21 protein-coding genes and 2 tRNA genes are annotated in these 23,881 nt (G+C 36.4%); all 23 read right to left on the reverse strand.

From position 1 onward, the window contains the following. Window position 1: 1 nt before the first annotated feature. The 23 genes from hslO to AB1280_RS17860 all read right to left on the reverse strand — a co-directional run bounded on the left by hslO (window position 2) and on the right by AB1280_RS17860 (window position 23,847). Window positions 2–877, reverse strand: coding sequence for an Hsp33 family molecular chaperone HslO (gene hslO / locus AB1280_RS17750; protein ID WP_272191301.1), 876 nt, complete (start codon window positions 875–877; stop codon window positions 2–4). A gap of 6 nt (window positions 878–883) precedes the next feature. Then, window positions 884–1,672 (reverse strand): type III pantothenate kinase, encoded by a 789-nt coding sequence (locus tag AB1280_RS17755; RefSeq protein ID WP_272191300.1) that lies wholly within the window; start codon window positions 1,670–1,672, stop codon window positions 884–886. 205 nt (window positions 1,673–1,877) lie between these two features. Further along, window positions 1,878–3,797 carry an ATP-dependent zinc metalloprotease FtsH gene (ftsH, locus tag AB1280_RS17760; RefSeq protein WP_272191299.1) on the reverse strand — a complete coding sequence of 640 codons (1,920 nt, stop codon included), beginning with the start codon at window positions 3,795–3,797 and terminating at the stop codon, window positions 1,878–1,880. Between the two features lie 93 nt (window positions 3,798–3,890). Further along, entirely contained in the window at window positions 3,891–4,433 is a 543-nt protein-coding gene (gene hpt / locus AB1280_RS17765) for a hypoxanthine phosphoribosyltransferase (protein WP_272191298.1), read from the reverse strand. Then, entirely contained in the window at window positions 4,430–5,860 is a 1,431-nt protein-coding gene (gene tilS, locus AB1280_RS17770; protein WP_429756569.1) for a tRNA lysidine(34) synthetase TilS, read from the reverse strand. The genes hpt and tilS overlap by 4 nt, the downstream gene beginning before the upstream one ends. A 374-nt stretch (window positions 5,861–6,234) precedes the next feature. Next, window positions 6,235–8,712 carry a stage II sporulation protein E gene (gene spoIIE, locus AB1280_RS17775; RefSeq protein ID WP_272191296.1) on the reverse strand — a complete coding sequence of 826 codons (2,478 nt, stop codon included), beginning with the start codon at window positions 8,710–8,712 and terminating at the stop codon, window positions 6,235–6,237. A gap of 368 nt (window positions 8,713–9,080) precedes the next feature. Continuing rightward, window positions 9,081–9,152: transfer RNA gene (locus AB1280_RS17780), tRNA-Glu, on the reverse strand. An 11-nt stretch (window positions 9,153–9,163) separates the two neighbouring features. After that, window positions 9,164–9,237 (reverse strand) — tRNA-Met (locus tag AB1280_RS17785). A gap of 167 nt (window positions 9,238–9,404) precedes the next feature. Then, window positions 9,405–9,863: a S1 domain-containing RNA-binding protein gene (locus AB1280_RS17790; RefSeq protein WP_272191295.1), complete on the reverse strand. Its 459-nt coding sequence runs from the start codon at window positions 9,861–9,863 to the stop codon at window positions 9,405–9,407. Window positions 9,864–9,950: 87 nt separating this feature from the next. Next, a complete protein-coding gene (locus tag AB1280_RS17795; protein WP_272191294.1) occupies window positions 9,951–10,310 on the reverse strand; it encodes an FtsB family cell division protein in 360 nt (119 codons plus the stop codon). Further along, window positions 10,307–10,960, reverse strand: a complete 654-nt coding sequence (gene yabQ / locus AB1280_RS17800) for a spore cortex biosynthesis protein YabQ (RefSeq protein ID WP_272191293.1) — start codon at window positions 10,958–10,960, stop codon at window positions 10,307–10,309. Before yabQ ends, AB1280_RS17795 begins: the two co-directional genes overlap by 4 nt. After that, complete coding sequence (gene yabP, locus AB1280_RS17805) at window positions 10,957–11,247, reverse strand: sporulation protein YabP (RefSeq protein ID WP_371261891.1); 291 nt, start codon at window positions 11,245–11,247, stop codon at window positions 10,957–10,959. Before yabP ends, yabQ begins: the two co-directional genes overlap by 4 nt. A 72-nt stretch (window positions 11,248–11,319) precedes the next feature. Further along, window positions 11,320–11,601, reverse strand: coding sequence for an RNA-binding S4 domain-containing protein (locus AB1280_RS17810; protein ID WP_429756570.1), 282 nt, complete (start codon window positions 11,599–11,601; stop codon window positions 11,320–11,322). A gap of 12 nt (window positions 11,602–11,613) precedes the next feature. Beyond that, the gene (mazG, locus tag AB1280_RS17815) at window positions 11,614–13,077 is read right to left on the reverse strand and encodes a nucleoside triphosphate pyrophosphohydrolase (protein WP_272191292.1); all 1,464 of its coding nucleotides are present in this window, start codon (window positions 13,075–13,077) and stop codon (window positions 11,614–11,616) included. An 11-nt stretch (window positions 13,078–13,088) separates the two neighbouring features. Beyond that, on the reverse strand, window positions 13,089–14,690 hold the full coding sequence (locus tag AB1280_RS17820; RefSeq protein ID WP_429756571.1) for a putative polysaccharide biosynthesis protein: 1,602 nt from the start codon (window positions 14,688–14,690) through the stop codon (window positions 13,089–13,091). Between the two features lie 225 nt (window positions 14,691–14,915). Beyond that, window positions 14,916–15,452 (reverse strand): stage V sporulation protein T, encoded by a 537-nt coding sequence (spoVT, locus tag AB1280_RS17825; protein ID WP_272191290.1) that lies wholly within the window; start codon window positions 15,450–15,452, stop codon window positions 14,916–14,918. A 135-nt stretch (window positions 15,453–15,587) separates the two neighbouring features. Beyond that, on the reverse strand, window positions 15,588–19,118 hold the full coding sequence (gene mfd, locus AB1280_RS17830; RefSeq protein WP_429756572.1) for a transcription-repair coupling factor: 3,531 nt from the start codon (window positions 19,116–19,118) through the stop codon (window positions 15,588–15,590). 243 nt (window positions 19,119–19,361) lie between these two features. Then, window positions 19,362–19,586 carry an anti-sigma-F factor Fin family protein gene (locus tag AB1280_RS17835; RefSeq protein WP_272191288.1) on the reverse strand — a complete coding sequence of 75 codons (225 nt, stop codon included), beginning with the start codon at window positions 19,584–19,586 and terminating at the stop codon, window positions 19,362–19,364. A gap of 71 nt (window positions 19,587–19,657) precedes the next feature. Beyond that, window positions 19,658–20,218 carry an aminoacyl-tRNA hydrolase gene (pth, locus tag AB1280_RS17840; RefSeq protein WP_334313782.1) on the reverse strand — a complete coding sequence of 187 codons (561 nt, stop codon included), beginning with the start codon at window positions 20,216–20,218 and terminating at the stop codon, window positions 19,658–19,660. A gap of 69 nt (window positions 20,219–20,287) precedes the next feature. Further along, window positions 20,288–21,241 carry a ribose-phosphate diphosphokinase gene (locus AB1280_RS17845; protein ID WP_098917482.1) on the reverse strand — a complete coding sequence of 318 codons (954 nt, stop codon included), beginning with the start codon at window positions 21,239–21,241 and terminating at the stop codon, window positions 20,288–20,290. A gap of 18 nt (window positions 21,242–21,259) precedes the next feature. Beyond that, a complete protein-coding gene (glmU, locus tag AB1280_RS17850; RefSeq protein ID WP_272191286.1) occupies window positions 21,260–22,639 on the reverse strand; it encodes a bifunctional UDP-N-acetylglucosamine diphosphorylase/glucosamine-1-phosphate N-acetyltransferase GlmU in 1,380 nt (459 codons plus the stop codon). A gap of 387 nt (window positions 22,640–23,026) precedes the next feature. Continuing rightward, a complete protein-coding gene (spoVG, locus tag AB1280_RS17855) occupies window positions 23,027–23,320 on the reverse strand; it encodes a septation regulator SpoVG (protein WP_000454042.1) in 294 nt (97 codons plus the stop codon). Between the two features lie 152 nt (window positions 23,321–23,472). Continuing rightward, entirely contained in the window at window positions 23,473–23,847 is a 375-nt protein-coding gene (locus AB1280_RS17860) for a RidA family protein (protein WP_272191276.1), read from the reverse strand. Between the last annotated feature and the right edge of the window lie 34 nt (window positions 23,848–23,881).

Here is a 23,881-nt window from a genome sequence, read left to right on the forward strand (position 1 = left end):
CTTACAAAGTTTCTATTAATTTTGTTATATCTTCTTTAGAAAAGTTATATCGTTCATTACAAAAATGACAATGTACTTCTGTCTCTTCTTCTTCATCACGCACTTGCGTTAATTCAGTTTTCCCTAAGCTTATTAATACGCCTTCAATACGCTCACGAGAACATGTACAATTAAATTGTACATCCATTGTCTCTAAAATTTTTACATTTTCCTTTCCTAACAACTCATATAGCAACTCTTCAGGAGTTAGACCTTGCTCAATAAGCTTAGAAACAGGAGGGATTTTTTGCAAACGATCTTCAAGAACCGAAATTGTCTCTTCTTGTGCATCAGGCATGATTTGTAAAATAAACCCACCCGCAGCTAAAATACTATCATCGCCATTAACAAGAACTCCAACACCAACAGAGGAAGGTGTTTGCTCAGAAACGGCAAAATAATACGTAAAATCTTCTCCTAACTCTCCTGAAACAAGTGGAACTTGACCAATAAACGGCTCACGCATACCAATATCTTTAATAATTGTTAAGAATCCTTCTGTCCCTACGGCTTGATATACACGCAGTTTCCCTTGTTCCGTCGCTTCAAAATCAACATGCGGGTTCGTTACATAACCACGTACATCCCCATTCGCATGTGCATCTACTAAAATTGGACCAAGGGGACCATTACCCTCTACTTTAATCGTAAGTTTCTGATCCCCCTTAAGCATTGCCCCCATCATTGTACCCGCTGTTAAAGAACGCCCTAATGCTGCAGAAGCAGTTCTCCACGTATCATGACGTCTTTGTGCTTCGCTCACCGTATTTGTTGTACGTACACTATAAACGCGAACTTCTCCGTTAAACGCTAACGCTTTTACTAAATAATCTTTCATTTTCGTTTATTCACCTTTCTCGTGTTGTAGATTGGCATTACGCTCATATAACATATATAAACCTTTAAGCGTCAAAAATGGATCGACAATATCGATAACATTCGATTCCTCTGCAATTAATTTTGCTAATCCACCTGTTGCAATAACAGTTGGCTCTTGTTTAGCTTCTTCTTTCATTCGCTTTACAATACCTTCTACTTGTCCAACATAACCATATAAAATACCAGCTTGCATTGCACTTACTGTATTCTTTCCGATAATACTACTCGGTCTTGTAATTTCAATACGCGGTAATTTCGCTGCTCTACTATATAATGCTTCTGCAGAAATCATAATCCCAGGTGTAATTACCCCACCCATGTAATGTTTATTCTCGTTAATATAACAATATGTAGTTGCCGTCCCAAAGTCGACAATAATAAGAGGACTTCCATATAACTGAATACCAGCTACCGCATTTACAATACGATCGGCTCCCACTTCACGCGGATTTTCATACTTAATATTTAAACCCGTCTTAATTCCAGGTCCAACTACAAGAGGTTTAATTTTAAAATACTTCTCACACATACGCTCTAAAGCAAACATAATAGGCGGTACAACTGACGAAATAATAATTCCTTTTATATCATGAAAAGCAATTCCTTCGTGTTCAAGTAATTGTTTTACGAGCATTCCATATTCATCTTCCGTTTTATGACGATCTGTTTCCATACGCCAATGCTGAAGAAGTTTACCATTTTCAAACACACCAAGTACCGCATTTGTATTCCCTACATCCAATACAAAAATCATATTCTCACCACTTATCTTATTTAATGTATATTTGTGCAATATGTACAGAGTTTATCCCGCTGCTAGAAGTTTCACTTTATAACCTCATCATACCATATTTATACACATGTTCAGCTTTCCTATCCTCATCATTTTACAAAAATCCATTTTCTTTTTTCAATGTTTAAGCCCTGTTATATCGCAAAGAAAAAAGGAGCGACAATTGTCACTCCTTTGGTTCTTCTTTATCTTCTGACGCTTCATCTTCTTTTTTCATTGTGATATTTACCTTTACATCACTTTCAGAAGATGTTTTACGCTCCGGTAATGTACCGTGTTCACATAAATGATTAATTTGCTCTGCATCTAACGTTTCCACTTCAAGTAACGTTTTTGCGATAAGATCAAGTTTATCACGGTTTTCAGTAAGAAGTTGTTTTGCACGAGCATAACATTCTTTCATAATGCTTTGCATTTCCATATCAATTTCATGTGCAATTGCATCACTATAGTTTTGCTCAGAATGGAAGTCTCTTCCTAAGAATACTTGACCTCCTTGTGAGCTACCGAATTGCATTGGTCCAAGCTTATCACTCATACCAAACTCAGTTACCATACGTCTAGCTATTCCAGTCGCACGTTGGAAGTCATTATGAGCTCCTGTACTTACTTCTCCAAATACAATTTCTTCAGCCACTCGTCCACCAAGTAAACCCGTAATTTTATCAAGCAATTCTGGCTTTGTCATGAAGTAACGATCTTCTTTTGGAAGCATTACTGCATATCCACCAGCTTGACCTCGCGGTACAATCGTTACTTTATGAACGATATCCGCTTCATCAAGCACTACCCCAATTACAGTATGTCCCGCCTCATGGAATGCAACGATATTACGTTCTTTCTCAGAAATAACACGACTTTTCTTAGCTGGACCCGCAATAACACGATCCGTTGCTTCATCAATATCGCTCATATCGATCTTCTTCTTATCCTGTCTCGCTGCTACAAGAGCTGCTTCATTTAATAAGTTTTCAAGATCAGCACCAGAGAACCCTGGTGTACGCGTTGCAATAGCACGTAAATTAATATTTTCATCTAATGGTTTATTGCGCGCATGTACTTTAAGCACTGCCTCACGACCATTTACATCTGGACGATCCACTGTAATTTGACGGTCAAATCGCCCTGGACGTAATAACGCTGGGTCAAGAATATCAGGTCGGTTTGTTGCAGCAATGATAATAATACCTTCATTTGCTCCGAAACCATCCATTTCTACAAGCAATTGGTTTAATGTTTGCTCACGCTCATCGTGACCACCACCAAGACCTGCCCCACGCTGACGACCTACCGCATCAATTTCATCAATGAAAATGATACAAGGTGCGTTTTTCTTTGCATTTTCGAATAAGTCACGTACACGAGAAGCACCGACACCGACAAACATCTCTACAAAGTCAGAACCACTAATAGAGAAGAACGGAACGCCTGCCTCACCTGCAACGGCACGTGCAAGTAATGTTTTACCTGTCCCTGGAGGTCCAACTAATAAAACCCCCTTCGGAATACGAGCACCAACCTCCGCAAACTTACGAGGGTCTTTTAAGAACTCTACAACCTCAACCAGTTCTTGTTTTTCTTCATCCGCTCCAGCTACATCTCTAAAACGGACCTTTTTCTTATCATCATTGTATAACTTCGCTTTACTTTTACCGAAGTTCATAACACGGCTGCCGCCGCCTTGCGCTTGGTTAAGTAAGAAGAAGAATAAAATGAAGATAATTACAAAAGGAATGATGGAAGTGAAGAATGTTACCCAAGCACTTGTTTCTTCTGCTGGTTGATATTTCACTTCTGTACCTTGTGCTTTGTCATTAATTTTCTTTTGTAATTCTTCAGTGTTAGGTGCATAAGTTACAAACTGTTTTTCCTGACTATCAGTACTCAGTTGTCCCTTTACCTCAAACACACCATTTTTCGGTTGAAGTTGTACATTACGAACCTCACCCTTTTCAAGTTTAGCAATGAATTTATTGTAGCTAATTGGCGTTGTTTTTTGCGTTGAACCATTAAAATAGCTCACGATACCAATTACCACTAAAAATATAAGTAAATAAAAGATGGTATTACGGAAGATCCGATTCATCCCTAACCTCCTCTCACAGCATACAAACTATAATAGTAAATAGTAACATAGAAAAACTTTCCTATCCAATTGTAATGCTTATGCTTAATATTATTAATTGGAATATACGCTCGGCTTCAATACACCAACGTAAGGAAGATTACGATATTGTTCCTTATAGTCTAATCCGTATCCCACAACAAATTCGTGCGGAACAGTAAACCCAACATAATCCGCTTTAAGGTCAACTTTTCGGCCAGTTGGCTTATCTAATAACGTTACAATCTTCACAGATTTTGCTTTACGATATTTAAATAAGTCTACCAAGTAGCTTAATGTAAGGCCGCTGTCGATAATATCTTCTACGATTAAAATATCGCGCCCCTCTAAAGAAGTATCTAGATCTTTTAAAATTTTCACTTCACCAGTTGAAACAGTTGAATGACCGTAGCTAGATACAGCCATAAAGTCCATTTCAAGATATGCATCTGTGCGCTTTAATAGGTCTGCCATAAATGGCATTGCACCTTTTAGTACACCGATTGCAAGAGGTACCGTATTTTTATAATCCTCTGCAAGAATTGCGCCTAATTCCCTTACTTTTTCTTGTATTTGCTCTTCAGAAATTAATACTTTTTCGATATCTTGATTCATCATTTCATTATCCTCCTGGAAGACTTCTTGCTTTTGTAATGAACAATAATATATGTATCCTTATCTACTGTTTCTCGCGAAATAGCAAATGCAGATCGTTTCAACAACGGAACCCAAATAACATTTCCATTCGCATCACAAACAATTGGCCAGTCTGCTCTTTTCTCCTTCGGTACTTTTGCCTCAATAAAAATAGACTTTATCTTCTTCGTACCATTCATACCTTGAATTGACATTCGATCGCCATCTTCCCGCGGACGAACGATAAGTGGAGATGTTATTTCATTATATTTTGCAACAAACATCATCTCATTCACCATACTAGGTACACAATCGCTAATCTCTACTACAAACTCATCACCATTTACTAATGTTACCTTTCCAGGCACTTGTAAAACATGAGAAGAAAAAACAACCTTTTCTTCAACAAAACGGAAAATACATTCTTCATATGTACGAACAACCTCTAATCCACCCGGAAAGTGAAGCACACCTGAAGGATGAGTTCGTTTGAAAAACTCAATCACCTTGTCAATATGTACAGAAGAAAGCGAAGATGGAATTTTATATTCATAAAGATAGTTTAATATTAGTTGAATCCCTCTCCTTTGTAAAGGTATAGGTATAGATTCAAATGCAGGAATTGATACGACAACTCTTTTTGTATCTTTTTTCTTAATTACTTTATTCATTTTTTCAAAAGCTAATTCCTGCAAATACGCTTCATCCTCTTGCATAAACTTACTAAAAGCTTGAAAACGTTCATGAACATTTGGATTCTCCTGCTTTAAATGAGGAAGAACATATTTTCGTAGTCGATTCCTTGTATACGTTTCTTTTGTATTACTAGGGTCAATACGAGGGTCAACATCCTTTCTCTTACAATAATCAAGAATTTCTTCTTTCGTTACTGCCAGCAAAGGTCGAATCAAAGAGCCTTTATCGAAAGCCCGCTTCGCAGAAATCCCAGAATAACCCTTCGAAGTGCTACCACGCACAAGACGCATTAAAACTGTCTCAATTTGATCGTCACCATGATGACCAAGAGCTACATATTGTGCATTATGTTTTCTCATTATTCTTTCCAAAAATGCATATCGACATTCTCTTGCCGCAACTTGTGCACTCATTCGATTTTGTTTTTGATACTGCTTCACATCAATTTGTATTGCTTCACAGACAACATTAAGATTTTCACACAAATGTTTCACATATCGCAAATCTTCCTGCGATTCCTCACCGCGAAACATATGGTCAACATGAGCAACTACAATTTGCAATTTCTTCTCCTCACGCTTCTCTAACAAATAGAAGAAAAGCGCTAAAGAATCAGGTCCCCCTGACACACCAACAACAACCGTAGAATGTTCCTCTAATAAATTATGCCTTTCTACAAAAGCATCTACCTTTTTAACAAATTCATCTTTCAATGCTGCAATCACCTTTCATTGAGCTAAAACGATAGCATACCTTGATATAATGGTACAACTTTTACAAGCTTTCTGCAAAACAAAGATGTATAAATTTCACAATTTATCTTACATATGAATTTTTTCTTTGCATACAGAAATAAACAAAATTAAATATTCCATGTATAGCAAACAGGCCTCAGATATATTCCTAGGCCTTGTCATTTTCCTCTTTTAAACTACGGACATTTCCACTTCTCTAAATTATGAGAAGCGAAAAGAGAAACGTAGAGAATAACTATCCACAATTGTCATCAAGAGAGACTGCAGCCCACAAAAACCTAATTAGTTCAACTAACCACCAGCAGGAGTACCCCACTGGTGGAAGTTTCACTTTATTGAGCTTGTTTACTAACAATAGGAATTGTAGCCCATTTCGGCATATTCTTTTTTACTTTTGCCACCACAATTGTCATGTCATCATTAATATATCCATTATCAGTACGAATAACATCTTCCATAATAATATCAGCAATCTCTTGTGGATCTTCCGTTTCTAATTCTTTAATCTTCCGTTTCATCCACACTTCATGATTCTCTACATGTTTTGCACCTTCAAAAATCCCATCGCTCATCATGATTAAAATGTCACCAGATTTTAATTGTTCACCTACAACATCTACTTCAAAGTCTTCAATAATCCCCATCGGTAAATTACTCGCCTCTATTTTAAATACTTGATTGCCACGCTTTACAAAACTTGGCGTAGAACCAATCTTTAAAAACTTAGCGTTTGCATCACGTAAATCAATCATCGCCAAATCTAATGTTGTAAACATTTCTTCAGTTGTTCGCAGCGAGAGAATGGAATTGATCGATTTTATTGCAATTTCCTCATCAATACCTGATTGCAATATTTTTTGCAACAACTTCACTGTCTCTTTACTTTCCATGTGAGCCCGTCTTCCATTTCCCATCCCATCACTAATAGCCAACGCATATTTCCCCACACTTAACTCCATCATGGCATAGGAATCACCAGATACAAATCCCCCTCCTTTAGCCGCAGTAGCAAGACCTGTATCAACAGAAAACGTTTTAGCCGACCCAAAAGACACTGTACTGTAACCATTCGGATACGCTGATTGGTCTTCATGTTTCACGACAACTGTTTCATGTAAAATATCAGACAACATCGGAGCAACAAGCTTTTCACATTCCCCATGTTTATTACACGAAGCAGGAATCATCATTTCAATATCAATGTTCCCCCGATCCAAACAATAAATATCAACATGTTCAACCTCTACACCAAAATCACGAAATGCTTGTAAAATTTGTTCCTCTTGCACCTGATGATTCTCTCTTTCCTTTTGAATCTCTTTTGAGAAATCCGCCATTACTTTCGAAACACCCATAAGTTGCTCAGCAACAATTCTACGATTATCACGCATTTGCTTCCTTAACTTTTGCCCTTCATAAAAATGCTCTAATTCATCATCAATTAAACCTGTTACTTTCGTTCCTCTCACACAATATTTTTCAAAATCACGGAGCAATTTACGATTATTTTGTAATGTACCTTCCTCCGTTTCATTCATAAGTTCCTTCATATAATCATACGTTTTATCAAAATTCACAACCCAACACTGATCCTTCTTAAAGCACGTCTGACACGTCTTGGCGGTAATTGTGCTTAAAAATAAATCCGTCTCCGTGTCCTTATCCTCATCTTCTACATACCCATATATAGAAAAGCTATTAGACAATGCTTCAAACACATTTGCAAACTGATTAATTTTATTTGCCGTAACATCACGCATTCTTCTTAAATATTGTTGTTGGTCATTCGCATGCTCTTGTGTCCCCGGCATATACTTGGAAAGGCGTTCAACGATGATCTTAGGCGTTAATAAAAACAATACAATCGCTACACCTGACTCTAATAATGTCATTACAATACTTGTTTGTTTATCTACGTATAACGTAATTAAACTTGTTCCAATTAATAAACCTAAACTTACCCCTATTCGCTTTCCCTCTTTCAGTAAGCCGCCTAACAATCCAGAGAACGCCAGTAAACTTAATTGATATAAACTCGCTACATTCGCTAAACTTAAAATCAAACCTGTTACAACACCTACAGTAGAACCTGTTGCTGCCCCTGCCACAAACGCAAACACTAGTACTAAATATCTCGTGAAAATATGCTGAACTGATAAATCATAAACAAACCAATCTGTTGTACCTGTTAATACAGATGCTAGCAATATAATTAGGCAAACAATTTCTTCCGTTTCTAATGATTGTTGTTTTCCTTTTCGTTCTATTAAAAGGGGAACACTTTGCAAGAAAATCATTGTTAACACGAAGCTTAATCCTGCTTCAATTGTACTAACAAGCAAATCATACATACCAATTGTTCCTTGCGCGAAATAAACAACGATAAGATGAGCGGTTAATGCAGAAATAAATACTTGAAATGGTACAAGTCCAATCGTCTTACTTGTAAAACGACCAAAGAAGATATTATAGATGAAGAATGTAAATATAGATGCAAAGGCAAAGAATAGATTCTCTAATGAAACCGAAAATGCACCTGCCATTACAGCGAGGAATGCAAGAGCCATTTTATCACGTTTCATCACATATACAGCAGCAAAAAACGGCAAAGCAAACGGCAAAATGTTCGTTAAAATATATGCTCGTCCCAAAAGAAAACCAACCAACGCAACCACAAATCCCCAACGAAAGAAAATTTGTTCCAATTTCATCCTTAATTTGCTTGTCCACTTTTCAGCTGTCATTTGCCCATGGCCTATAGCAAGCGCACTAGAATTTGGATTGACAGTATTCCTTCCTGCTCTTGGCATATTTTGAACACCACCTGCATATTTTATTACTTGTAATTATAAAATGTATGTTGCGGAGTTTTTGTCAAAATAACAGTTTACAACATAATAATTGTTCGACCTTTTATACAAAATAGCACCATATATATACAGAGTTAAACGTAAATTTTTAAATAGATTATTGAATTTTCAAAAAATAATAGTTGTTTTTGTAGAAGAAGCGCATAACTTTACAATTCCTTAATATAAAGCAAAGTTCCCATCATTTTTATCACCGATTAGAATTTGCCAACAATTATCTCAAACTCAAAGTTGTACAGTATAGAATAACCATACACAATAACAAAACAAAAAAAGATCATGCATAATTTGCATGATCTTTTCAGCGATGACCCGTACGGGATTCGAACCCGTGTTACCGCCGTGAAAGGGCGGTGTCTTAACCACTTGACCAACGGGCCGTTAAAATATATAGCGGCGGAGGGGATCGAACCCCCGACCTCACGGGTATGAACCGTACGCTCTAGCCAGCTGAGCTACACCGCCATGTCGTATTTAACGGACAATTAGTATATTATCTTAAATAGCATTCAAAGTCAACACGTTTTTAAGTATTTTTTATTATTTTTTCTATATGCTGTTTTCACCATAAAAAAAGCACCCTGAGTGAACACTCTGGGTGCTTCTCTTTATTTTAAAATAAACAGCAAGTTTTATCCGCGACGAGCGCCACGGCCGCCACGTTTTGACTCCGTATTACGCTTTAAAGAAGTTAAACGATCTTCACTGTCTTTCAAAAAGCGAGCCATCTTTTGCTCAAATGTTTCTTTTTGGTTACGGTTGTCACCGCCACCACGATTGTCTCTGCTAAAAGAGCGATTACGCGCAGGACGTCCAGCGCGTTGATTATCGCGTTGTTCCCCTTCTGTTTTTTCACGCTCTTTCGCTTTTTTAATAGATAAACCAATTTTACCGTCTTTCTCAACGTTAATAACTTTTACTTCTACTTGATCACCCACTTTTAAGTGATCATTAATATCTTTTACATAATTATCAGCAACTTCACTAATATGAACAAGACCAGTTAATCCTTCTGGCAGCTCTACAAAAGCCCCAAAATTCGTAATACCTGTTACTTTACCCTGTAACTTGCTGCCTACCTCGATTGACATAAAAAAAACGCTCCTCCTTAGTGGTTAAAAAGTCAAATTTTACTTCATTATATATAATCTTAAAATATAGTGTCAATACAACACCTATTACTTAGAAATGGGAAAAATTATCTCCCCAGGCTTTGAAAAGTAATAATCTCTTCTAGCAATCTCTAAAACATAATCATCATCATGTAATTTTTGAATTTCATCTTTCAGCTGTTTTTCTTTTATAGTTACCACATTTGTTTCTTTTTCCAACTCTTTTACTTTTGCTTCTTTAGCGTTAATCTCACTATTTTGTTGATAAAACGTCACACTGATACTTACAATAACTACAAAAGCAAATGCCAAAAATACAGCTAATCGACGATAAACGCGCCTTCTACCTTCATTCGATTGTATTATATGTTCTTTAACAGAATTTTGATTCTGTTCCAATACATACCTTTGTTTTAGTTCCCTCATTTTCGAGGTCCCCCTAACTTCTTTTTTATAAGTTCCCAAATTAGGAATATATGCTTCTTCATTTTCTTGAAATATTTTAAAAGTCCTGCTTGTCTCTTTATAAAAATTTTAACACGGCTAGGGAGAAGTTTCCATATAACAAAGCAAACAAATCGAACAGGAATGAAAATAATTTTCCACACTAACTGCAATATCGCTACAATAACTTTCCACAACCCGGTTCCAACTCCAACTACAAGACGAAATAAAAATAGCGCAAATGCTATAATTAGGTGAATCAAAATCGTAATTGGCTTAACAATAAATAATTGAACAACACGAACAAAAAAATAAAATGTTTGAACAAAAATGTAAATCAAAAAATTTAATACTTTCATGTACAATGACTTTAACAAACTTTGATATGCGGCAAAACCACACAGTAATGCTAAAAATACATACATACGTAACTCTGCTTCATTTACAAGCAACAATATATAAAACACAACAAGGGCTTGGACAATCCAAAATAAAATATCATAAATAAATACGAGCCAACGCTTTCGCTCTCCGCGTTTCAAAAAGCGATGATATGTATCTAAAGCCGCTCCAAGTGAAACGCCCATCCCAATCATTGAAAGCATTGTATATAATTGAACCGTTAAGCTCATTTAAACAATTTGCTAAAGAACCCTTTAGCTTTCTCCCCTTGATGCTCATCAATATAAGCCATCTCATATATTTTCCCTTTAATGGATACAAGCCCTTTTTCAACATCAAGGTTTTTCATTTGTAGATTTTGACCACGTATCGTTAAAAAGCCCATGACGGTTTCTAACAAAAATTCTTCACTATCAAAACTCTCTACCTGCTTGACTCCTGTAATATCAAGAACGCGTCTTCCTCTCATTACAATGTCATGTTCTACAGTAACATTTTGTTGATTAGAAGACGACATTGAATAGCCTTTGTTCACGTCCATCCCCCCATAACTTTATACTAGTATCAATGTATGAAAGGACAAAATTATTTAGAACAAGCTATCTTCTGCTTTTACTTCAACTTTCTCTTCACGAACAACAGTGTATAAGTTTGCAGCATCTTCTTTTTTTGTCGTTTCTTTTAATTCATTAATTTTTACCGTAACAACTTTTTGACCGAAACGAATTGTTAATTCATCTTCTACCTTTACAGCTGAGCTCGCCTTCGCTGCTTGACCGTTAATCATAATTCGTCCTTGATCTGCAACTTCTTTTGCTAATGTTCTTCTTTTGATAAGACGAGACACTTTTAAAAATTTATCTAAACGCACAACAACTCCCCCTTATTCATTCTCTATTTGCTTTGCTTCTTCCCATAATGCATCGAGCTCTTTTAAAGAAAAATCTTTCATTTCCTTCTCCATACTCGCAACCTTTGCTTCCATATATAAAAAACGGCTTATAAATTTTTCGTTTGTTTTATGAAGTGCTTCTTCCGGATTGATTTTATAATAGCGAGCAATATTCACAAATGCAAATATTAAATCCCCAAATTCCGATAACATCTTTTCTTCATCCATAACCGCCACTTCACGTTGAAATTCTTCCCATTCTTCATCTACTTTTTCCATCATCGGCTTAACATTATCCCAGTCAAAACCAACCTTTGCTGCTTCTTTTTGAATTTCATAAGCGCGCATTAACTGAGGTAAACTTTTCGGGATACTTGATAAGATAGACTCTTTTACATTTCCTTTTTCTTGTTTCTTAATTTCTTCCCAATTCGTCACAACATCATCAGCGGTCTCTACACTAACCTCTCCAAATACATGAGGGTGACGACGTACCATTTTTTCAGACAACGTGCGAATGACATCATCAATCGAGAACCAACCTTCATCTTCACCAATTTGTGCATGGAGCATAACTTGCAATAGAACATCGCCAAGCTCTTCAACAAGATGATCATCATCTTCCTCATCGATAGCTTCTAATACCTCATATGCTTCTTCAATTAAATATTTCTTTAACGTTTGGTGTGTTTGCTTTTTATCCCACGGGCATCCGTTTGGTCCGCGTAACTCCGCTATAATATCACGTAATACAGCAAATTCTTGATACAATGATTGTCGATTTAACACCGGTGGTACGTACACACTCGTTAAATTATTAAGCTCTGCCTCATGATCCAATAAATAGAGTGGCACTTTCTTCACTTGTTCAAATGACGTTCCTGCTGCAGTCACAATATATACTTCATAATCGTCCGGGAGCATTTCCATTAATGTTAGCTTGACTTCAGATGCAATAAATGCATCATACACTTGGCAGAAAATTAAGTGCTGACGAAGCTCTAATTGTCCTCTTTCAAATGATGTCGCATCAATCAATTGAAACCCTTCAATTGGATCAATTTTCAAACTTGCAAACATTGGGTCTAAAAAGCTTTGTCCACCCTCGATGCGCACATCAACGTTCTCTTTTTCTCCTTTTTGTAGTAAAAGTTGTACAGTACGCTCTGCCACAAGCGGATGACCTGGAACCGCATATAAAATATCAGCTTCCTTGGCTTTTTGAATCAATGTGTTAGAAATTGTTTCATACACTTCTTCAAATGTATCATACGCTTCATATACAGCATCAAAAGATGTGTACAATACACCTTCTTTCTCAAGCTCCTCTATAACTGGATGTTCTTTCGTTCGAATATACATGTGCGCTGCTTCTTTAACTTTTCGATATACGCCCATTGTAAGCTGGTCTAAATCACCAGCTCCTAACCCTAAAATCGTAATTGTTCTTGTCATAAAGTCCACCTCTATCCACTCTTCTTCAAAGAAGTTTGTACTTTTTCTTGTTTCATAACCGTCCCAAGTTCCTGCGTTGTAAATACTTTCAGCTTCAGAATTAAAAATGCATATAGTAACCCACCAACACCGACACATAGTAACGCTTGAATCGCTGCTAATCCTCTATGTCCCTCGTTAGCTTGTAATCCAAACCACTCAAACATATACATACATCCAGCAAGCACTAACACCATACTTAATGCTCCAATTGTCACACCTACAATAGGTTTTTTCTGTATAAGTGGCTCATTAACAACGCTAATCAGTAATACACTATTCAATATAGCAATACACAATAACGCAATCACAGTTGCAATCGCTGCACCGATTACACCAAAATGCGGCATGAATATATAATTGAGTAATAATTTCACACATGCACCACCTACAACAAACAAGGCTGGTTTTACAGTTTCTCCCAATCCTTGCAAAATAGATGCATTTGTAATTGCTAATGAACTAAACAGAATAGAAATAGATAAAATCCCTAGCATGGCAGAGCCGTCGCCATTTGCAAATAGCATAACATTTGTTGGACGAATGATACTCGCGAGTCCTAATGATGCAGCAAGCCCAATTACAAACGTAATTTTAATTGCTAGCTGTACTTTTTCGCGAATGAACTCTTGATCTCCTCTCTCTTTTGCAGCCGAAATCATTGGGGTTAAAGAAAGTGAAAATGATGTTGTCACGACCGTCCCAAGCTGCATAAGAGGAATGCTGCGATCATATACACCTTTTAACATCTTTGCTATTTCTACTGGTTCCCCATTCTGAACAAGTAAGCTGTAAAGTGAAATAGAATCTGCCATTTGTATAAAAATTAACACTAAGTTACTAATACAAATCGCAATTCCTTGCCAAAACAATGTACGAATAATGGTCTTTTTATTGGAAATCCCCTTAAAACTCTGCAGAAAAATAGAACAAAATTCCTTTCGCAAATAAAATAGCAATACAATCACACCAATAAAACTACCTGCTATAGAGCCAAACATAGCACCTGCTCCCACCGTATATAAATCAAACCCCTTTTTTATAAGAAATAATGATAAAAATACGATAATGGATACGCGAATCGTTTGTTCTATTACCTGCGATACAGCTGTTGGCACCATATTTCCAACTCCTTGGAAATAACCTCGCGCTACCGCGAGAAATGGCATTAATAAAAAGGAAAATGCAATAACGCAAATTAGTTTTTGTAAATTTGCATCTCCCATTAAAGATGCAATTGTATGTGCACCGAAAAATAATACACTACATCCTATGATCCCAATAGCCAATAAAAACCAAAAAGAAATACATATAATGGATTCTGCTTCTTTCCGTTCTCCTCGTTCTAAACGTTCTGCAATCATTTTTGAAATAATGACTGGAAAACCATATGTCGCTAAAATTAAACAAAACCCGTAAAACGGGTAAATTTGCTGATAAATATAAAAACCAATATCACCAGCTATATTTTGATATGGAATACGGTAAAAGGCGCTTAATACTTTTGTAACAAAGCTCGCAATTGTTAATATAATCGCTCCGCGCCAAAAAGCGTGGTACTTCTTCGTCTCCATAACCATGCAATCTCCCTTTTTTCTATACTCATCCTACGTATTATATCACAAAGAAAAAAACAGCTTTCTGCTTTCAATGTGATCATATAAAAAAAGGTAGCAAAATGCTACCTTTATACTCCCACAGTACATTACGGTGTATCATAAAACTTAACTGCTTGTTAGAAACCCATTGGTGAGAGCTTTCCATCTGCGAGGAAAACACTCACTGATGGAAGTTTCGCTTTATTGTTCCATTTGTTTTGCTAGGAAGCTTGCTGCTGTATCCACAGCTTTATGTTCTACATCACTAATGATTGCTTCTTTTGAAAAAATAATAACAGCTCCAATCGGATCACCATTTGCGATAATCGGACCGATTGTATAAGATTGTACCTTTTCGGCCACTCCATCCATAATAGAAATTTCACTTTCGTCTGTCATGATAACCGATTTGCGCTCTTCCATCGCTTTCTCAACTAAATCTCCAACGCTTTTATTTAAGTATTCTTTTTTGGAAACGCCAGCGACAGCAATAATGGAATCACGGTCACAAACAAGTACGTTATGCCCTAAACTATCATATAAAGCATCTGCATATTCTTTAGCAAAATCACCCAATTCGCTAATTGGAGAATATTTCTTTAAAATAACTTCTCCATCGCGATCAACAAAAATTTCCAATGGGTCACCTTCCCGAATACGGAGAGTCCTGCGAATTTCTTTCGGAATAACAACCCTTCCTAAATCATCAATTCGACGTACAATTCCAGTTGCTTTCATTCTAATGCTGCCTCACTTTCTACTGATGATAAAAGTGGTGCTTTTACCTGTTCATGTAAAAATCACCAACTATTAAACATAGTATTTTACACATTAGTTCTTCTATACACGTCGAATGGTATTTTTTATTCTCATTTAGGCATTTATCTCTTCTTTTTTCACATCTTTTAAACCTTTTAATAAATTTTCAGCGATTGTAAGCCACTTTGCTACTTCTAGTTCACGCACATTCATCACAATTTTCAAGCGTGAACCTTCCATACCAAGACCAATCATTCGCCCTAAACTACTTCCAAGCATAAATAATTTTCCACCATCGATATTTTGACTAGTCTTTTCTGAAAACAGCAGTGTCACTTCTTGTTTCGTTTGCTTAATCAATTCGATTCCTTCTTGCGTTGCTAACACTTTAATATTTGCAATTTGTAGTAAATATCCAACTTCCTGTGGATAGTCACCAAAGCGATCAATCATTTCTTCTTGTAACTCTTCAATATCCTCAATAGTAGAAACGCCCCTAAACTGCTTATACATCATGATTTTTTGTTTGCTATCGGAAATATATGCATCTGGTAAATATGCATCTACTTCTAGATCAATCTCGACATCAAGCGTTTGCTCTTCTGCCCCCGTACCTCTTCGCTGTTCAATTGCATCTTTTAACATTTGTGAATATAAATCAAAACCAACGGAATCAATAAATCCATGTTGCTCTGCACCTAATAAATTACCTGCTCCGCGGATAGACAAATCACGCATCGCAATTTTAAATCCAGAACCTAGCTCTGTAAATTCTTTAATGGCTTGCAGACGCTTTTCTGCAACCTCAGATAACACTTTATCCCGCTTATATGTGAAATACGCATAGGCAACACGATTAGAACGTCCTACCCGACCACGCAACTGATACAACTGCGATAATCCCATACGATCTGCATCGAACACAATTAATGTATTTACATTCGGAATATCAACACCTGTTTCAATAATTGTTGTACTTACGAGTACATCGTGCTGCCCCTCTAAGAAGGAGAGCATAACCGATTCTAATTCACCTTCATTCATCTTTCCATGCGCAAAAGTTACACGCGCATCAGGAACGAGCATTGAAATTTCGTCTACTTTTCGCTCAATATCTTCAACACGATTATATAAGAAATATATTTGCCCTCCTCGTGCCAGTTCACGTTCAATCGCTTCTCTTATTAACGCTGGATTATATTCCACAACGTACGTTTGCACCGGGAACCGATTTTCTGGCGGTGTTTCAATAACAGATAAATCGCGAACACCCAACATAGACATATGAAGCGTACGCGGAATTGGCGTTGCTGTTAATGTTAGTACATCGATATTAGCTTTTAATTGCTTAATTTTTTCTTTATGCGTTACACCAAACCGCTGCTCCTCATCAATAATAAGTAATCCTAAATCTTTATATATGACATCCTTTGACAGAAGACGGTGTGTACCGATAACAACATCAACAGTACCATCTTTTAATCCTTTAATCGTTTCATTTTGCTGTTTTCTTGTACGGAAGCGACTTAATAACCCGATATTAACCGGATAATCTTGGAATCGCTCTCGAATTGTTTCATAATGCTGCTGTGCTAAAATCGTTGTCGGCACTAAAATTGCAACTTGCTTTTCATCCATAATCGCTTTAAAAGCAGCCCGGATCGCAACTTCAGTTTTTCCATATCCAACATCGCCGCAAAGCAGACGATCCATCGGACGACCGCGCTCCATATCCTTCTTGATTTCTTCAATTGAGCGTAACTGATCTTCTGTTTCTTGATAAGGAAATGATGATTCAAACTCCTGTTGCTCAGATGTATCCGGAGTAAAAGCATAACCTTTTGATGCTTCGCGCTCTGCATACAGCTTAATTAAATCATCTGCAATATCTTGAACGGATTTTTCTACCTTTGCCTTAACTTTCTTCCAATCATTTCCACCTAATTTATAAATCTTTGGGTCTTTCCCCTCGGATCCCACATACTTTTGTACTTGATCAATTTGTTCAATCGGAACGTATAGCTTGTCATTTCCTTGATACTTGATATGCAAATAATCTTTATGAACACCATTAATTTCTAATGTTTCAATTCCTAAAAATTTACCGATACCGTGATTTACGTGAACAACGTAATCACCAACTTTTAATTCAGAGTAGCTTTTAATTCTCTCCGCATTCGAAAGTTTTTGCTTACGCTGTGATTTTTTTACCTTTTTATTAAACAATTCTTTTTCGGTAATAATCGCCAGCTTTTGCATTGGCATTTCAAAACCTGCATGTAAATCACCCACCGCAATTTGAATACGACCTGGGAGCAATACATCCGTTCCTTCAATAATATCTGCTTCAATATCATAATCATTTAAAATATTCTGCAACTTCTTCGTTCTTTCTTCATTTGCACCTAATACAACTGTTGTAAACCTACTTTTCGTCCATCTATCAATTTCTGTTTTTAATAAATTCATTTGACCGTGAAAGTCTTGCATTGTTTTACATGTCAAATTCACAATATTTTGCGGATTTGTATATGGAATATGACGTAAGAATAAAGTTAAGTATAAGAAATTTCGTTTTTTATGGTTCAAAAATTGGGAAAAACTATGAGAAAAAGTTAAATCTTGAACAATCGCTCCTTCTCCAAGAAGCGATATATACCATTCTGCTTCTTCTGTTTCTAAATGATCTGCTGTTTCTTGGATTCGAGAGACCTCGTCTAGAATAACCACACCGTTTTCCGGTAAATATTCTATTAGACTAGCAGGTTCCTTATAAAATAAAGATAAATATTTGAACATCTGTTCAATTGTCTGTCCATTTTTCAATAACTCTAATTCATACGTAACAGTTTCTAATATTGTTGTTTTTAGTTTCTCATCAGATACTTTTTTTAATGTATGAACTAAACTTGATTCTAGCTTCTGAATTCCAAATGCTACTTCTTCTTTAGAAAATACAAATTCAGTAGCTGGGCCAAATGATATGCTATCCATCTTCTCTTGCGAGCGTTGTTCTTCTACAGTAAAGGAACGGATGGAATCTACTTCAGTATCAAAAAATTCAATACGAACTGGCAATTCTTCTGTTAATGGATAGATATCTAATATCCCACCGCGAACACTAAATTCACCCGGTGCCTCTACCATAGATTTACGTTCATAGCCCACAGATGTTAACACGCGAAGCAATTCATCAAGATCAATTTCTTGTCCCATTGTTAATTCAATTTGCTGTTTCTCCCACATCTCTTTTGTCGGTAGAAAACGTCGCAAACCAGCAACAGGTGCCACAATAATTCCACTTTCTCCAGCCGCTAAGCGGTTCAACACTTCAATGCGCTGGGCCTTCAATTCTGGACTCGCAACACCGATTTCTGATGCAATAGACTCATTTACAGGATATAACCAAACATTCTGCTCTCCAATTAATGAAACTAAATCTTCATACACTTTTTGCGCCTGATATAAATTATGCGTTATAACAAGCTGTGACTGCTTTGTGTTTTTATATAAACTAGCCATTAATAATGAACGCGAAGAGGTTGCCATACCTGAGATAAGCTGCTCTTTTAAACCTTCTTCTAACCCATCTATAATTGATCGTATTTCTTTATTTTCGTAAAATTGCTCTAGTAAACCTATCATTTTTCAAAACTCCTCTCAACATAAAGAGCAAGCTACTATATTTTATGCAAACATTTCGGAAAAAGAAAACAGAAAAATGCTTTGGACAAGCCAAAGCGAAGCAGTACACCCTATCCCTTATCCCTGTAAGTCTCTCACCTTCATATTCAGAAAAGAGAAGGATGGAAGTTCCCCCGTTATCAAGGGGCAAGGTGTTTAGCTAACCATCGGTAAGAAATACATGCTCTAACAGAAACCTTATTTTCATTGTAAGAACAGTTCATATTCATAATACTCTGGATAAGATGCGAGCGTTTTTTGACACGATTCACAAATTGTTTTTATATATATATTTCCGTTTTCATCAAAATGAATCATTTCTAACCGCTCTTGCTCTGTTAGTTGACCTAGCACAAGGCCGTATACTTTTTCCGCTGTAATAATACCTATTCTATATCCACAATGTCTGCAGTAATAATGTCCGTCCATAACTTCCTCCTAGCCGTACAATTACTACTATTATGGATATAAGTATAAAAAAATATTCCATTTTGGAAATGTTAATTATTGAAAATATTCATAACTTGTAAAAATGGAACTTTCAACCACTCTTCACATGCATCTGCACTTTTTTCAATTGCTCGTTTCATCTCAGGCATCTCATCTGTCGTAAAACGTCCTAATACATAATCAACTACTTTCATGCCATTTTTAGGACGATCAATCCCCATACGAACGCGTTGGAATTCCTGTGTTCCTAAATGTGCGATTGTTGATTTTATACCGTTATGTCCACCCGCACTGCCTTTCATACGAAGACGCAATTTTCCAACCGGAATATCTAAATCATCATAAATTACTATAAAATCTTCAATATCAATTTTATAGTAATCCATAAGCGGACGAATACTTTCTCCAGATAAATTCATATATGTAAGCGGCTTTAATAAAATGACTTTCTCTCCATTTACAAAGCCCGCACCGAATAACCCCTTAAATTTTTGCTCATTTAATGGGATATTCCAGCGTTTAGATAATTCATCTATTGCCATGAACCCAATGTTATGCCTTGTTAATTCATATTCTCTGCCTGGGTTACCAAGTCCTACTATTAATTTCATTGTAACACCACTTTCTTTTTTCGATACGAAAAGACGTAACCAACACTGGTTACGTCTCATTCTATCCAATTAATTAAATAGTACACTTACAGATTCTTCTTCGTAAACACGAATAATTGCTTCTCCAATTAATGGAGCAACAGAAAGTTCCTGTACTTTATCAATTTTCTTTTCTTCTGGTAATACGATAGAGTTTGTTACAACTAACTCTTTAATATTTGAATTTTGAATACGTTCAATTGCTGGACCAGATAAAACTGGGTGTGTACAGCAAGCATATACTTCAGAAGCACCGTTCTCTACAAGAGCGTTTGCTGCTAATGTAATTGTACCAGCTGTATCAATGATGTCATCAATTAGAATTGCTGTTTTTCCTTCGATATTACCTACTATATTCATTACTTCTGCTACATTTGGACGCGGACGGCGTTTATCGATGATAGCGATTGGTGCTTTTAAACGATCTGCCATTTTTCGAGCACGTGTCACACCACCATGGTCAGGAGATACAATTACAATATCCTTAAGACCTTTCTTCTTAAAGTAGTCAGAAAGAATAGGTACACCCATTAAATGATCAATTGGAATATCGAAGAATCCTTGAATTTGTGGAGCATGTAAATCTAGAGTAATTACACGAGTAGCACCCGCTGTTTCAAGTAAGTTTGCAAACAGTTTCGCTGTAATCGGCTCACGAGAGCGTGCTTTACGATCTTGGCGTGCATAACCATAGTAAGGAATAACAATGTTAATTGTTTTCGCAGATGCACGTTTTAATGCATCGATCATAATAAGCAATTCCATAATATGCTCGTTTACTGGAAAACTTGTAGATTGGATGATAAATACATCGCAACCACGAATACTTTCTTCAATGTTAATTTGAATTTCTCCATCACTAAAACGTGCAACAGAACATTTTCCTAATTCTACTCCAATGTGCTTTGCAATTTGCTCAGCAAGCGCCTTGTTAGAGTTTAAAGAAAATACTTTCAAATTAGAATTTAGATATTGAGTCGACATCTAGATTAACCCTCCACATTATGAATTTTTCTTATTCAGCAATTGAGCAACATAGTCTTCTTTATTAATTTGACGTGTACGTGCAATGGATAACGCTTTTGCTGGCACATCTTCTGTAATTGTAGAACCTGCTGCAACATAAGCACCATCTTCAACCGTTACAGGAGCAACAAGGTTTGAGTTACAACCAATAAACACACCATCACCAATTACAGTTTTAAATTTATTCTTGCCATCGTAGTTTACTGTAATAGAACCACAACCAAGATTTACATCTTCTCCCACTTCTGCATCACCAATATAGCTTAAGTGAGAAGCTTTACTTCTATTTCCGAAAACAGTCTTTTTAATTTCAACGAAGTTTCCAACACGAACTTCATTACCAATAACAGATTGCGGACGAATATGAGCGAACGGTCCAATTGCAACATCGATACCAATCTTACTATCATGAACAGTAGACTGACGAATTGTTGTATTATCGCCCACTTCACTATCACGGATGACCGTATGCGGCCCAACTTCACAATTTGATCCAATAACAGTATAACCTTCAATAATTGTTCCTGGGTAAATAACCGTATCATTACCAATTTTTGCATCAACAGAAATATACGTGTTATTCGGATCAATAATCGTAACACCATTTATCATATGTTGATGGTTAATACGTTTTTTCATAATGTCTTCCGCTTGCGATAGAGCGACCCTGTCATTAACTCCTAACGTTTCATCAAAATGCTCTGTTTGATAGGCAGATACAATATGACCTTCGTTTTTCAAAATCTCAATTACATCTGGAAGGTAATATTCCCCTTGCACATTTTCATTGGAAACTTTAGAAAGGGAAGCGAATAGCGCTTTATTATCAAAACAATACGTACCTGTATTAATTTCTTTAATCGCTCGCTCTACTTCATTTGCATCTTTATGTTCAACAATTTTTTCAACGTGACCATTTTCATTACGAACAATTCGGCCATAACCAGCAGGCTCTTGTATGTAGGCTGTTAATACCGTTGCCTTTGCACCTGCTTCTTCATGCTGCTTTAATAAAGCTTCCATTGTCTTTGCTGTAATAAGAGGTGTATCACCACAAATTACTAATGTTGTTCCTTCCTCGTTCCCCAGTGCATCAGCTGCTTGCATAACAGCATGTGCAGTTCCTAACTGCTCTGTTTGCAATGCAAATTCACTTGCACTTCCTAATTGATCTTGTACCTTTTCAGCGCCGTGTCCAACAACTGTAACAAGCTTCTGCACTTCTAGCTGAGAGACTTGATCAACTACATGCTGTACCATCGGTTTCCCGCATACAGGATGTAACACTTTGTATAAACTAGACTTCATACGCGTGCCTTTTCCTGCAGCAAGAATCACTGCATATCTTTTCGACATATAGACCCTCCATCGCAACCTATTTATCCATTAAAGATATTATCCTAAATAACTATATATTTCAAGAAACACCTTATAACTATTAAATTTTACCATAACTTTTATATAATGTTTTAGTATTTCATATCTTTTTATGAAATAAGCTATACTATTCCTTTTTCACGAAAAATTGAGGTAGCTGCTATAGATACAAATTGAAAAAAAACGATATAAAAACCTCTTCTTTAGGGGAATCGCGCACCTGGCCACGCACAATCTCGGCTTGTATGTTGAACAATCAAAATCGATTTATATAATATATGGAAACAACAACAAACTCCTGTAAATGCTTACAGGAGTTTGCCAAAATTATAGAGCTCTTCTTTTAGAGCTCTTCTTATTCGAATTTTACGAAGCTCCAGCTTCTTCAAACTCAACTTCCTCTAACTCGCCTAAACGGTGATACTCAGTTAAAACCGCATCTTGAATCTTAGAACGAGTATTAGAATTAATTGGATGAGCAATATCACGGAACTCTCCATCCGGAGTACGTTTACTTGGCATTGCTACAAATAATCCATTATTGCCATCAATTACACGAATATCATGAACAACAAATTCGTGGTCTAGTGTAATAGAGGCAATCGCTCGCATGCGCCCTTCTGTGTTTACGCGGCGTAATCTTACGTCAGTCACTTCCATCTTGTGTTCACCACCCTTTTCTAAATAAGCGATATATTTCTATAAATTCCACAAATGTTCTATTTTTCCTTCAATTTTTCAAAAATTTTTAAGATAAAAATTTTTATATAAGTGAAATATATAAATGAACATAAGTTATCGCTTACAATTCCTTATTTTACAAGGGCAATAACTTCAATTTCAACGGATACATCTTTCGGTAGTTTCACTACTTGTACACAAGAGCGTGCTGGTTTATTCGTAGAAAAATATGTACTATATACTTCGTTTACCGCATCAAAATCATTCATATCTTTTAAGAATACAGTTGCTTTTACCACCGTCTCAAACGATGCTCCCGCTTCTGTTAATACTGCATTTAAATTTTGAAACACTTGCTCTGTTTGTTCCTTTACATCCCCAGTCACAACTTCACCATTTACCGTCATAGGAATTTGTCCTGAACTGTAAAACATATTATTTACAATCATACCTTGTGAATATGGACCAATCGCCTGCGGCGCTTCATTTGTTTGAACTACTTTCATCGTTCCTCACCCTTTTATATTTTTTTATCCTGCT

It is taken from the genome of Bacillus sp. S10(2024) (assembly GCF_050473865.1).
Classification (GTDB): Bacteria; Bacillota; Bacilli; order Bacillales; family Bacillaceae_G; genus Bacillus_A.